Annotated in this window: 5 protein-coding genes; 4 read left to right on the top strand and 1 reads right to left on the bottom strand. The window is 69.2% G+C overall.

The features are described 5' to 3' along the window. The first annotated feature begins 8 nt into the window (after positions 1 to 8). Positions 9 to 1,934: an ABC transporter ATP-binding protein gene (locus tag ACPCUW_RS01790; protein WP_305779387.1), complete on the top strand. Its 1,926-nt coding sequence runs from the start codon at positions 9 to 11 to the stop codon at positions 1,932 to 1,934. Then, the gene (locus tag ACPCUW_RS01785; protein WP_423423478.1) at positions 1,931 to 3,661 is read left to right on the top strand and encodes an ABC transporter ATP-binding protein; all 1,731 of its coding nucleotides are present in this window, start codon (positions 1,931 to 1,933) and stop codon (positions 3,659 to 3,661) included. Before ACPCUW_RS01790 ends, ACPCUW_RS01785 begins: the two co-directional genes overlap by 4 nt. A gap of 86 nt (positions 3,662 to 3,747) precedes the next feature. On the opposite strand, the gene ACPCUW_RS01780 is transcribed toward ACPCUW_RS01785, so the two are convergent. Further along, positions 3,748 to 4,446, bottom strand: coding sequence for a siderophore-interacting protein (locus tag ACPCUW_RS01780; RefSeq protein ID WP_063016724.1), 699 nt, complete (start codon positions 4,444 to 4,446; stop codon positions 3,748 to 3,750). Positions 4,447 to 4,591: 145 nt separating this feature from the next. Between ACPCUW_RS01780 and ACPCUW_RS01775 the strand changes: the two genes are divergently transcribed. Together ACPCUW_RS01775 and ACPCUW_RS01770 are read left to right on the top strand one after the other, a co-directional pair. Continuing rightward, positions 4,592 to 8,068: an amino acid adenylation domain-containing protein gene (locus ACPCUW_RS01775; protein ID WP_423423477.1), complete on the top strand. Its 3,477-nt coding sequence runs from the start codon at positions 4,592 to 4,594 to the stop codon at positions 8,066 to 8,068. Between the two features lie 53 nt (positions 8,069 to 8,121). Further along, the gene (locus ACPCUW_RS01770) at positions 8,122 to 14,292 is read left to right on the top strand and encodes an amino acid adenylation domain-containing protein (RefSeq protein WP_423423476.1); all 6,171 of its coding nucleotides are present in this window, start codon (positions 8,122 to 8,124) and stop codon (positions 14,290 to 14,292) included. Positions 14,293 to 14,298 lie beyond the last annotated feature (6 nt).

The raw sequence follows: 14,298 nt of genomic DNA, 5'->3' as shown, positions 1-14,298 counted from the left end.
AAGGACCGATGACGGTTCAGACCGTGGATCCGGCCGAGCCGGAGGCAGCGCGGCCGGTGCCGCCCACCACGCCCGACGCGCCGCTGGAACCGGACCGGGTCGCGCTGAAACAGCAGCGCCGCGCCGACGGCCTGGCCCGCAAACAGGTGCTCGCGCCGGTGAACGGTGCGTTGTCGCTGGCGAGCCTGGTCGTCGTGGCCTCCTCGATCTGCGCCGTGGTGCCGTTCATCCTGATCGTCGAGGCGTGCCGCGAACTGCTGTCCGCTCCGATCGACACGGATCGGGTGTGGACGCTGGTGATCGCGGCGGTCGTGGTGCTGGTGCTGCGCGGACTGTTGCAGGCCGCGGCGCTGGTCCGGACCCATATGGTCGACGCGAAGTTCCAGCTCACGCTGCGACAACTGCTGGCGGCCAAGCTGACCCGGGTGCCGCTGGGCTGGTTCACCGACCGCAGTTCCGGTGAGGTGAAGAAGTTCCTGCAGGACGATGTGGAGGCGCTGCACTATCTGGTCGCGCACGCCCGGCTCGAATTCGTCGGCGCGGTGACGGTGCAGGTGGTGGCGCTGATCTACCTGTTCACCGTCGACTGGCGGCTGACCCTGATCCTGCTGATTCCGCTGGTGCTCTACACGCGCGGCCTCGCGGCCATGATGGGTAAGGCGCATCAGGAGCGCTTCGCCGTCTTCGACGCCCACGAACGCGCCATCGAGCAGTCCATCATCGAATTCGTCGACGGCATTCAGGTGGTGCGGGCGTTCGGCCGGGCTCGCAAGGCACACAGCACCTTCCAGCGCGCGGTCGACAACACCGCCGAAAGTCTGCTGGCCTGGAAGACGCCGATGACCAAACTGCAGTCGGCCGCCGAGATCCTGCTGACCCCGGTGCTGCTCATGCTCGTCGTGGTGGTGGCCGGTGTGGGCTTCGCCGATCTGGGCTGGACCGATCCGGTCGACATCCTGCCGTTCCTGCTGCTCGGCATCGGGCTGGGTGGCGCGCTGCTGGGCATCGGCTTCGGCGGGCAGGCGCTGCGCGAGGGCGGTGCCGCGGCGTTGCGCCTGCACCAACTGCAGCAAACACCCGAACTCGAGGTGCGAGCCGACGCCGAGGCTGCGGATGTGGCCGGCAACGGCGTCGCGACGGGACTCGCGGTCCGGTTCGAGCAGGTGAGCTTCGGCTATCGCGCCGATCGAACCGTGCTGCGTGCGGTCGACTTCGAACTCGCTCCCGGTTCCATCACCGCACTGGTCGGCCCGAGCGGTTCCGGCAAGTCGACCCTGGCCCGGCTGCTGCCGCGCTTCTACGACGTGACCGCGGGGCGAATCACGATCGGCGGCAGAGACGTCCGCGAGTACTCCACCGCAGAGCTCTACCGCACCGTGGGTTTCGTCCTGCAGGACGTGCGGATGATTCGCGGGACGATCCGTGACAACATCGCGCTGGCCCGGCCCGATGCGGATGCGGCCGCCGTCGAGCGCGTCGCGCGCGCCGCCCAGATCCACGATCGGATCCTGGAACTGCCGCGCGGCTACGACTCCGAGATCGGCGTCGACGCGGTGCTGTCCGGTGGTGAGGCGCAGCGCCTGTCGATCGCCCGCACCCTGCTGGCCGACACCCCGGTGCTGGTGCTGGACGAGGCCACGGCCTTCGCCGACCCGGAATCCGAGGCCGCGGTTCAGGACGCGCTCGCCGTCCTGGTCGCCGGCCGCACCGTGCTGGTGATCGCGCACCGGCTGCACACCATCACGGGAGTCGACCGAATCCTGGTGCTGGACAACGGCGAACTCGCCGAAACGGGCGACCACGCCACGCTGTCGGCCGCCGGCGGACTCTATCAGCGCCTCTGGGAACAGAATCAGGCGTCGGTGGGCGCGCTGACCCGGCGGGGCGCCGATGCCGCGGCGACCGGTTCCGACTCCGAAGGAGAACTGCGGTGATCAGGAAGATCTTCGCCCTCGTTCCGCCGGAACTGCGCCGCTACGTGCCGCGCCATGTGGCTCTCATCGGCGCGGGCGCGCTGGGACAGATCGCGGCCTATCTGCTGCTGATTCCGGTGTTGCAGGCGCTGTTCGACGGCGATTTCGGCCGCGCGTGGCGCTGGACCGCCTGGCTGGCGCTCGCGGTGCTCGTCGCCTCGGTGTGCTCGTATCAGCAGCTGCTGGTGGGCCTGCGGATCGGCGTGGGAATGCTGCGCGGCGTGCAGACCCGGCTGGGCGATCATCTGAGCACGCTGCCGCTGGGCTGGTTCGCCACCGCCAACGCCGGCTCCCTCTCGCGGATGGTCGTCGGCGGCGTGCGCGAAATCCTCAGTGTGGTCAACTATCTGCTCGCACCCGTGCTGACCGCGGTACTGGTTCCGGTGGGTGTCGCCATCGGGGTCGCCTTCATCGACTGGCGGATCGCGCTGGTGATGCTGATCAGCCTGCCGGTACTGCTGCTGGTCAGCCGCTGGGCGAACACCAGCTACACCCGCGCCGACCGCAGACTCGATGCCGCTGCGGCCGAAGCCAATTCGCGCGTCGTGGAGTTCGCGCAGGCACAGCCCGTGTTGCGGGCCTTCGGTGCGGTGGGCGCGGGCAACCGGGCACTCACCCGGGCACTGCGCGAACAGGAGGCGGCTTCCAAGCGCATGATCGTCGCCAGTGTGCCGGGGCTGATGGTGTTCGCGCTGTGCGTGCAGATCGTCTTCCTGATCGTGGTGTCGGTGGTGGTCGCCCGCGGGACCGGCGGCGACCTCTCCATCCCGGCCACGATCGCGCTGATCGCGGTGACCTCCCGGTTCATCGAACCGATCAACCGGGCCGCGCAGCTGAGCACCGCGATCCGCAGCGCCGCCGACGCCGCCGACCGGATCACGAACTTCCTCGCCGAGCGCGATTTGGCCGAGGCTGCCGAATCCGTGACGCCGGGTGCGCCGGAGATCGTCTTCGACAATGTCGACTTCGGCTACCGCGAGGGTGAAAAGGTCATCGACGGCGTATCTTTCACCGTGCCGAGCGGCACCACCACGGCCATCGTGGGACCGTCCGGGGGCGGGAAGACCACGCTGCTGAAGCTGGCCTCCCGGTTCTACGACGTCGGTTCCGGCAGCATCACCGTCGGCGGTCACGATGTGCGCCGGCAGCCCTCGGAAACCCTGTTGCGCCAGGTGTCGCCGGTCTTCCAGGACGTCTATCTGTTCAACGAGACCATCTCCGACAACATCCGCGTCGGCAATCCGGACGCCACGACCGAGCAGGTGCGCCGGGCCGCGGAGATCGCCCGGGTGGACGAGATCGTCGACCGGCTGCCCGACGGCTGGGATTCGGCGGTCGGGGAGGGCGGTGCGGCACTGTCCGGCGGTGAGCGCCAACGGGTTTCGATCGCCCGTGCACTGCTCAAGGACGCGCCGATCGTGCTGCTCGACGAGGCGACCAGCGCCCTCGATCCGCACAGCGAGGCGGCGGTGGTGCGCGGCATTCACGAACTGACGCGGGACAAGACCGTCGTCGTGGTGGCGCATCGGCTCGACACCATCGCCCACGCCGATCAGATTCTGTTCGTGGAGGCGGGCCGGATCGTCGAACGGGGCACGCACGCCGAACTTCTCGAACTCGGCGGCCGCTATGCCGGATTCTGGTCGGAGCGGTCCCGCGCGACCGGCTGGCATCTGGTGTCGGCCTGAGGATTCGGCGCCGAACGGGCGGCGGTCACGCACCTATGCCGTGACCGCCGCCCGGTGCGTGGTGGCGCCCGGTGGCAGCGTGCGGGTCACCGCCAGTAGCCGCGGGCGGCGATATTATGTTTCGGCAGTTTGGCTTTCAGCGATTTGGTGATCGCGCGCGTGGTGGCGGCATCGCAGGCGGCCCAGCCGAAGGCATCGGGGGAGCAGGTGACCGAGTCGGCCGCCTGCCGCAGCAGCTGGCCGTAGTTGACTCGCTGTACCCAGGTCACCTCGGTCTTCGGTCCGGTGCGCACCGGCAGCGACTGCTCGGACTCCTCCTGCCATTCCAGCCACACCCGGGCCGGCGTCTCGCCGATCGCGTCCAGCAGCGAATTGATAGCCGGCAGTGAGGCGCTGTCGCCGAAGATCAGGAATTCCGACGGAACCGGTTCGGGCACCGCGAATTTCGAGCCCATGACGGTGGCGTCGATCTCGTCACCGACCGTGGCCCGCGCGGCCCACTGCGAGGCCGGGCCGCCGTGCAGCGCGAATTCGATATCGAATGCGTCGTTGCCGGGATCGGGGTCGACGAGGGTGTATCCGCGCTGTTGCAGGTCGCCGTCGTCGTCGGGGAACCAGATGCGGATCCACTGCGTGGGATGGACGGGATGGTCGGCCAGCAGCCCGCCGCCGGTGAAGCCGAGCCGCAGGTATTTGTCGCCGATCTGCCGCACCGAGGTGACGGTCAGCCGGTAGTCGTCCGCGCGCAGTGCCTTGAGGATGACGCCGTTGATGCCTTTGCCCATGGGGTTAGGGTAGCTGGGTTAGGTTAGCCAAACCACACCCCTACGGTAGATGGAGGCTGTGGGCTACTATGCTTCCAGGTTAGGCAAGCCTAGCCTTTGAAGTAGGTGGTGAGGCCCGATTTCCGGCCGGTGAGGAGTTTGTCTGATGCTCGGCAAGGCTGACGTTCGTGACATCGTGGCGGCGGAGCTGGGGATCCAACCCGAATCGATCGGATACGACGACGATCTGGTCGGCCTGGGCATGCATTCGATGAAACTGATGCGACTGGCCGGTCGCTGGCGCAAACAGGGCCACGAGGTCCGCAGTTCCGAACTCGCGCTCTCACCCACGATCTCGGCATGGGCCGAGCTGCTCGGCGCCACCCCCGAACCGGCCCCCGCCGACAGCGGTGCCGACTCTGCCACCGACGGTGCGACATTCACCGAGGGCGAGGAATTCGCCCTCGCCACCATGCAACACGCCTACTGGGTCGGTCGCCGCCAGGACCAGCGGCTCGGCGGTGTCGCCGCCCATCTCTACGTCGAATTCGACGGCCGCGGCCTGGAAGCCGATCGGATGGGCCGCGCGGTCGGCCGCCTGGTACGCCGCCATCCGCAGTTGCGGGTGCAGTTCACCGACGCCGGCACACAGCGCGTGCTGCCCGAGCCGCTGCTCCCGGTGTTCCGGGTGCAGGACCTGCGCACGTCCGACGATCCGGACGCGGAACTGGAACGCCTGCGCCAGGCCAAGAGTCATCAGCGGATGGATGTCGAATCCGGTCAGGTCGTCGACATCACCCTCACTCTGCTGCCCGGCGGCGCCCACCGCGTGCACGTCGATGTGGACATGCTCGCCGCGGACGCGTTGAGCTACCGGCGCATTCTCGACGATCTGGCCGCGCTGTACGACGGCGACGCCGATCCGGCCGACACCGTCGGCTACACCTTCCGCGAATATCTCGACGCCAGAACGCGCCACGCGCCGGACAATTCGGCGGCCAAGGCCTGGTGGGAGGGGCGGCTCGCCGATCTGCCCGATATCCCGTCGTTGCCGGTCCTGGCCGAGGACGAGCGCACCGATCCCAGCCGCAGCATCCGGCTGCACCACTGGTTCGAACCCGAGGCCAAGGCCGGATTCGACACACTCGCCCACAGCCACGGCGTCACCCCGGCGGTCGCGCTGGCCACGGTGTTCGCCGAGACCATCGCGCGCTGGTCCGCGCGGCAGCGCTTCCTGCTGAACGTCCCGCTGTTCGACCGGGAGCCGCTGCACGACGACATCGACCGCGTGGTGGGTGATTTCACGAACTCGGTGCTGGTCGACGTCGATGCCCGCGAGCCGGAATCGATGGTCGCCCGCGCCAAGCGCCTGCAGCGCGAATTGCACACCTGCGCCGTGCATTCCGTATACGAGGGCCTGGATGTGCTGCGTGATCTCGGCCGGTTGCGTGGTGGTCCGGTGACGCCTTCGGTGGTGTTCACCTCGGGGCTGGACCTGGGTGAGCTCTTCTCCGATCGGGTCACCGCGCTGTTCGGCGAGCCGGTGTGGATTCTGTCGCAGGGCCCGCAGGTCGATCTGGACGCACAGGTCGCCGAACTGGGCGACGGACTGCTGGTCAACTGGGATGTGCGCCGCGATGCCATGCCCGAGGGCGTGGTCGCGGCGATGTTCGCCGAATTCCGCCGCCTGCTGCTGACCCTCGCCGAGCCGGGCGCGGACTGGAACGCACCGCTGTCGATCGACCTGCCGGTGCGGCAGCGCGCGGTGCGCGAGCGGGTGAACGACACCTTCACCGACTGGCAGGCGCGCACCCTGCACGGCGAGTTCTTCGACCGGGCCCGTCGCAAGCCGGAAGCCGAGGCCCTGCGCTGGCGCGGCGGCGCCTGCGACTACGGCGACCTGGCCGATCAGGCGCTCGCGGTGGCCGCCGCGCTCACCGATGCCGGCGTGCGGCCGGGCGATACCGTCGCGGTGATCCTTCCCAAGGGACATCGGCAGATTCCGGCCGTACTCGGTGTGCTGGCCGCGGGGGCGGCCTACGTGCCGATCGGCACCGGCCAGCCGCCGGCGCGACGCGATCGCATTCTGGCCCGCGCGGGCGCCCGGGTCGCGCTCACGGATGCGGCGCTCGAGCTGCCGGCCGATGTCACCCCGATCGCCCTGAGCACCGCGCTGACGGGCCGTCGCCTCGATCGCGCCTACGCCAGCGATCCGGATGCCGTCGCCTACGTGCTGTTCACCTCCGGATCCACGGGTGAGCCCAAGGGGGTTGAAGTCAGCCATCGGGCGGCCGCCAACACCGTCGACGCCCTCGCGGCGTATTTCGGCCTGGGCGCGCACGCTCGCCTGCTGGGCCTGTCGTCGCTGGAATTCGATCTGTCGGTCTTCGACATCTTCGCCCCGCTCGCGCTGGGCGGTGCGCTGGTGTGCGTGGACGCCGAGATCGAGCGGGACGCCCGGGCGTGGGCCCGGCTGATCGCCGAACACGAAGTCAGCGTGCTCAATTGCGCGCCCGGCTTGATCGGGATGTTGCTGGACTCGGCCGACGCGCAGGACCTGCGCAGCCTCCGGGTGGTCGTCACCGGCGGCGACCGGGTCGAGGCCGAACTCGCCCATCGCCTGCGCGCCCTGGTGCCCGGCCTGCGTTTCGCCGGTCTGGGCGGAGCCACCGAGGCCGCGATTCATTCGACCGTCTGCGAAGTGACCGAGAACTTCCCGGCCGACCGCGCAGCGGTGCCCTACGGCACGCCGCTGGCCAATGTGGCGATGCGCGTGGTGAACGAGCGCGGCGAGGACTGCCCCGACTGGGTCGTCGGCGAATTGTGGATCGGCGGAACCAGTGTGGCCGACGGCTATCGCGGCGATCCGGAACGTACCGCGCAGCGTTTCGTCGAGTACGGCGGCCTGCGGTGGTACCGCACCGGCGATCTGGCCCGCTATCTGCCCGACGGCACCGTCGACTTCCTCGGTCGCGCCGACCATCAGGTGAAGATCCGCGGCTACCGCGTGGAACTCGGCGAGGTCGAAACCGCCCTGACCACACTGCCGTCCGTGCAGCAGGCCGTCGCGCTGGTGACCGGTTCCGGCCGGTTGGCGGCCGCGGTGCGGGCCGGCGGAGCGGTCACCGCCGACGAACTGCGGGCCGCGCTGCGGGATCTGCTTCCCGCCCACATGATTCCGGACCTGATCGAAACCGTCTCCGAGATCCCGCTGACTCCCAACGGGAAATTGGACCGGGCGGCGATCCGGCGGCTGGTGGAGGCGGGCGCGCCCGATGCCGGCGCATCCGCGGCGCCACCGGCGAACGAGGTCGAGGCGGCGCTGGCCTATATCGCGGCGCAGGTTCTCGGTGTGGACACCGTCGGTGTGGAAACCGACTTCTTCGAGATCGGCGGCAATTCGATTCTGGCAACCACGCTGACCGCCAAGGTGCGCGGATTGCTCGCGGTCGAGAAATTCGGTGTCACCGCGGTATTCGCCGGCCGGACGGTGCGCCGCATCGCCGCGCGGTTGCAGGCCGACGAGACCATCCCTGGTCGCTTGGCGCAGGTCTCGCGAATCCTGCTGGAGCTGGCCGAAGTGCCGGTGCCCCAGCCTGATTCGGCACAGGCCGATTCGGCTCTCGCCTCGGCGGGGAACTGAGCCACCGCAGCACAGGCCCCCGAGTTTTCGTTGTAGACAGATTGGTTCGTCAGATGCGTTCGCTGGAAGACCTGCAGGTAGCGATGGCCGCTCGGCTCGCCGAGGAGGGTTTGGCCGCCGCCGCGGCCGTGCCGGTGCGCCGGAATCCGGAGCGGGCGCCGTTGTCGTTCGGACAGCGTTACGTGTGGGCGCATCAGCAAATTTCGCCCGGCAGCTCCGCCTACAACCTGTGCCTGGCGCTGACCTTCGAGGGCGCGGCGGGCGCCGAGCCGATCGATGTGGGCGCCCTGCGCACGGCCTTCGCCGCGCTCGTCGAGCGGCACGAGGTGCTGCGCACCACCTATCACACCGATGAGGACGGTGAGCCCTATCAGCGGATCCATTCCGACCTGCCGCCCCGGCTGGTGGAGGAGGATCTGTCCGGTCTCGCCGAGGAGCAGGCCCGGCAGCGGTTGCGTGAGCTGACCGAGGCCGCGGCCCGCGAAAGCTTCGATCTCACATCGGAGTCCTCGCTGCGGGTGACCTTCGTTCGCATATCCGCCGGTGAACTGGTCGCGGTGGTGGTGATTCAGCACATCGCCTGGGACGGTATGACACTACCCGCGCTCTCGCGGGACGTGGAGAACTTCTACCGGCAGGCACTGACCGGCCCGGTCACGGTGGAGCCGCTGCGGTTGCAGGTCGCCGATTTCGCCGAATGGGAGGCCGACCGGTTCGCCGCCGACGACCACGCCGAGGATATTCGCTTCTGGCGCAACAGCTTCGACGGTGAGCTGCCGGAACTGCAGCTGCCCTACGATCGCCGCCCGGTCGCGGCCACCGAACGCGGCGCCCGCCGCGATCGCCCGCTGAGCGCGGCCGCCGACGCGACGCTGCGCCGCCTCACCGCCGACCTGCGCACCACCCCGTTCTCGGTCTTCCTCGCCGCCTACTATGTCGCGCTGCGCGAGATGACCGGGCGCACCGACATGGTCATCGGCACCACCGTGGCCAACCGCGAAGAGTCCGGGATGGAACTGCTGATCGGCAATCTCGGCAATATGCTCCCGCTGCGCATCGCCGGCCGCGACGATCAGCGCTTCGCCGAGCTGGTCGAGCAGGTGCGCGGCGTGATCACCGGCGCGTTCGGGCACAAGCATTTTCCGCAGGAAGGCATCGTCCGCGCGGTGAACGCCGCGACCGGCAACGTCGGTTCCCAGCTGTTCGACACGATGGTGCTGTTCCTGCACCAGAAGATCGACGGCCCCCAGCTTCCGGGCGCCACCACCAGCTGGGAGTTGATGGACAACGGCGCGGCCCTGCTGCCGCTGGTGGTGGAGACCTTCATGCACGGCGATCGAACCGACGTCCAGATCACCTATCGCACCGATCTTTTCGATCCCGTCACGATCGACCGCCTGCACGAATACATCGACCTCGTGCTCGCCGCCGCGACCGCCGACCGAAAGGTATCGGAGCTCGCCACGTTGTCGCCGACCGATCGTAAGGCGCTGGCGCAGTGGTCGCACGGCGCCGCGGTGCCGATCGAGGCGGAGACCGCCGACGCGATGATCCGCGCCTCCGCGCGCACCTACCCGGACCGTACGGCCGTGGTGTTCGGCGATATCGAACTGACCTACCGCGAATTCGACAGCCGGGTGAACAGGCTCGCACGCCTGCTGCTGGCGGAGGGCGTGCGGCCCGGCGACCGAATCGGCGTCTACGCCGAACGCAGTGAGCGGCTGCCGATCGCGTTCGCGGCGGTGCTGCGCGTCGGCGCGGTGTATTTCCCGATCGACCCCAGCTATCCGCTCGACCGCATCGAGTACATGCTCGGCGATGCCGAGCCGGCGCTGCTACTGATGTCGGCCGACAGGGAACTTGCCATCGAAACCCATGTTGCGGCACTCGATCTCAGCGACAAGTCGGTGATCGAACGGCTGTCCTCGCTGGACGGCTCGGAGCTGTCGCCGGGCGAGCTGCCGCGGCCCCTGCATCCGCTCGACCCCGCCTATCTGCTCTACACCTCCGGCACCACCGGCCGCCCCAAGGGCGTCGTGATCCACCACCGCGGTATCGCCAACCATGTGCAGTGGATGCGCGACTACCTCGGCTTCGGCGAGGAGCGCATCCTGCAGAAGGCGCCGATCGGCTTCGACGTCTCGGTCTTCGAGCTGGTGAACGCGCTGTGCACCGGATCGGCGACGGTGCTGCCGCCGCCGCAGTGGTGGCAGGCCGATGTGGAGGCGCTCGCCGACATCATCCACCGGCACCGCATCACGCAGATCTCGTTGGTGCCCAGTGTGGTTCGCGCCTTCATCGATGCGGGGCCGGACCCGGCGCGGCTGCAATTCATGCGCTACGTGTACCTGGGCGGCGAGGCGGTGCCGCCGGCGCTGGTCGAGGAATCGAGCCGCTTCTTCGGCGGTACGGTGCTCGGTCTCTACGGCCCCACCGAGGGGTCGATGGACCTCATGCACGAGGACTTCGCCGGGCGGACGAACACCGAGGGGGCGGCCGGCGCCGCGCTGGAACCGGCGCTCATCGGCCTGCCCGAATGGAATTCGTCGGTCTACGTGCTGGACGAGTGGTTGCGGCAGGTGCCGCCCGGTGTGATCGGTGAGCTCTACCTCGGCGGCGTGCAGCTGGCCCAGGGCTACCATCGCCGCCCCGATCTGACCGCCGGGGCCTTCGTGGCATGTCCGTTCGCCGGTGAGCCCGGAGCCCGGATGTATCGCACCGGCGATATCGTGCGCTGGAACTCGCAGGGCCGCATGGAATATCTGGGCCGGGTCGACGATCAGGTCAAGGTGCGCGGACATCGCATCGAGCTGGGTGAGATCGGCACCGTGCTGCGCCGCGTGCCCGGTATCGCCTCCGCCGTCGCGATCACCGTGCCGCAGGGCGAGCCGAGCCACGACCTGGCGCTGGTGGCTTACTATGTGCCCGAGGCGGATTCGGAGCTCGCCACCGCCGGCGACGCCGAGAACACCGAGCGCATCAAAGCCGCACTGGCGCAACGTCTGCCGGAATACATGATCCCCACGGCACTGGTGAAATTGGCGGCACTGCCGCTGACCGCCAACGGCAAACTCGACCGCCGCGCATTGCCGCAGCCGGATCTGGGTGGCAGCACCGGGCACGGGCGGGAACTGCGCGAAGGCGCCGAAACCGCGGTCGCGGAGGTGGTGCGCGCGGTGCTGCACCTCGGCGATACCACCGCGCTGGCGGCCGACGACGATTTCCTTTCCCTGGGCGGCGATTCCATCAGCGCGATCCGGATGGCGTCGGCGTTGAAGAAGTACGGATTGCTGATCACCACCAGCGCGCTGTTCGAGGCGCGCACGATCGCCCGCATCGCCGCGGCGTGCGAGCCGATCGCCGAAGGCAGCGGCCCGGCCCTGATCGAGGCGGAGAGCCCGGCCGGCTGGATCCCGCTCAGTCCCATCGCGGCGCTGCTCACCGAACAATCCGACGACTACCGCTCCTACACCCAGGCCACCGCGGTCGTCGCGCCCGCGCACAGCACTCGCGAGCAGATCGCCGAGGTCGTCTCGGCGCTGGCCGCACGCCATCCGATGCTGCGTGCCCGGCTCGGCACCGATCCCCAGGGCGCCACGGCGTATTACGTCCCGGAACCGGACGAGCCGACCGTCGCGCCCGCTTTCGCCGAGGTCGTGATCGATGACGAGAACTGGGACCGCACCGCGGGTGCGCAGCTGAATGCGCAGTTGGCCGAGCTGAGCGCGCAGCTGAACCCCGGCGCGGGCCGCATGCTCGCCGCCGCCTGGGTGCACTCCGCCGACGGAACCCAGGGGCGGCTGCTGCTGGTCGTCCACCACCTGGTGGTCGACGGTGTGTCCTGGCGTGTGCTGCACGACGATCTGCGTGGACTGTGGGGTGTCGGGGCCACGACGGTCGAACCGCAGCCGGGGACCTCGGTCAAGACCTGGAACACCGGCCTGGTGCAGGTGGCGAACAGCGACGCCGTCCTCGCGACGCTGCCGTACTGGCGCGCGGCCGCAGAAGCAGTGGATCCGCTGCTCGGCAGTCGCGCCCTGGATCCGGCCGTCGACACCGTCGCGACCGTGCGTGAGATCACCGCCACCCTCGACGCGGACGACACCGCGTTCCTGATGAGCACGGCCACAACGGCTTTCGGCTGCGATTTTCTCGACATCCAGGTCGCCTCGCTCGCGGTCGCGATCCATCGCTTCCGCCGCCGCCGCGACCGCGATGCGGATGCGGTCGCGGTGACGATGGAACGACACGGCCGGATCGAAACCCTCTTCAGCGGAGTGGATCTCGCGAACACCGTCGGCTGGTTCACCACCACCTACCCGGTCTCGCTGCGCATTCCGGAGGCGGGCGAGCAGGTCGAATCGGCGGTGAAGGCGGTCAAGGAGCAACTGCTCGCGGTGCCCGAATCGGGGATCGGCTGGGGACTGCTGAGCCGGCTCAACCCGGAGACCCGCGCCGAGCTGGCCGGTTCGCGCTCGCCGCAGGTGAGTTTCAATTACATGGGCCGGTTCGCCGAATCCGCCGCGGACCGCGACTCGGTCCGAACCTGGGACGCCGCACCGGAATTCGGCTATCTGGGTGGTCATGCGGATCCGGCCATGCCGGCCCCGGCGCTGCTGGACGTCAACACCGTGGCACTGGCCGACGGCGACAGTGTGCGGTTGCACGCCTCCTTCCGGTTCCCGGCGGGCCCGCTGTCCGAGGACGAAGCCGGCGAACTGGCCCAGCTGTGGGCCGAGGGTCTGGGCGAACTCGTGAAGACGGTGCGCGACAACCCGATTCGCCGCCTCACGCCCAACGACGTGGTCGCCGACGAGGTGACCCAGCCGGATCTGGATCGCTGGCAGGCGCTGTATCGCGGATGCGTGGACATCTACCCGCTGGCCCCGCTGCAGGCCGGTCTGTACTTCACCGCGCTCGGCTCCGCGGGCAACGACGTCTACAACGTGCAGACGCTCATCGGGGTCCGCGGTGAACTCGACCTGCCGCGGCTGTCCGCGGCCTTCGACACCGTGCTCAACCGCTATCCCAATCTGCGCGTGTCGATTTCGGTGTCGCATGCCGGACAGCCCTATGCGGTGGTCGCCGACCACATGAGCATCCCGGTGCGCGAGATCGACTTCGCGGACCTGCCGGACGCGCAGGAGCGGCTGCACGAGTTCTTCCGGGCCGACCAGGCGGAACATTTCGACCTCACCCAGGGCCCGCTGCTGCGGGTCACCGTGGTGCATCTGCCCGGCAACCGGCACACGGTCGTGCTGACCTCGCACCATCTGCTGACCGACGGCTGGTCCGGGCAGCTGCTGCCGCGGGAGATCTTCGCCGAATACGCCGGGCGCGGGGGCGAGCCGCTCGGCGATCCGGATACCTTCGCGCGCTTCCTGCGCCTCACCCGGGACCGGGAGGAGGCCACCGAGGCGGCGTGGCGGAACTACCTCGAGGATGTGCGACCGTGCCTCGTCGCCCCAGCCCGCACGCCCGACGCCGGCGGCGTACCGGAGGGGCGCACGTTCGTTCTCGACGACGACACGGTCGCGCGTGCCACCGAACTGGCCGCCGAGCAGGGCGCCACCTTCAGCCTGGTCTGCCGGCTCGCCTGGGCCAACGCGCTGCGATACGTCACCGGCGACCAGGCAACGGTTTTCGGTGAGGTGGTGTCGGGCCGGCCCGCCGACCTCGACGGCGTCGACCATGCGGTCGGCTGTTTCGCCAACACCATTCCGGTCGCGACCGACCTGGCCGGCGACCGGACCTGGCGCGACCATCTCGCCGAAATGCAGCGGCATCGGGTGGATCTCATGGAGTACCACCAGTACCGGCTCACCTCGGCGATGCGGGCGGCGGGACGGTCGGGTCCGGCGGCGCGCAAGCTGTTCGACAGCATGTTCGTCTTCCAGTCCTATCCGCCGGGCCGCGACGAACTGGAAACCTCGTTGCGCGAGGGCGGTTTGGAGCTGGTGTCGTTCGAGGGCGGCGGCGCCACCGACAACGCGCTGCTGCTGATGATCTTCCCGGCCAATTCCCTGCTGCCCGGCGACGCAGTGCAGGCAGTGGTGTTCTACGCCGAGGACAGTTTCGAAGCCGACGACGCCCGGATCATCGAGACCGCGTTCCGGAATACGTTGCGCGCCATCGTCGAACAGCCCGACCGCGCCGTCGCCGACACCACCGTGCTCGACGACGAGGATCAGGGCCTGCTGGTGATGCGGCGGATGTGGCAGTGACAGATA

It is taken from the genome of Nocardia sp. AB354 (genome assembly GCF_049538315.1).
Lineage (GTDB): Bacteria > Actinomycetota > Actinomycetes > Mycobacteriales > Mycobacteriaceae > Nocardia > Nocardia nova.
This window is presented reverse-complemented; position numbering and strand designations above follow the sequence as displayed.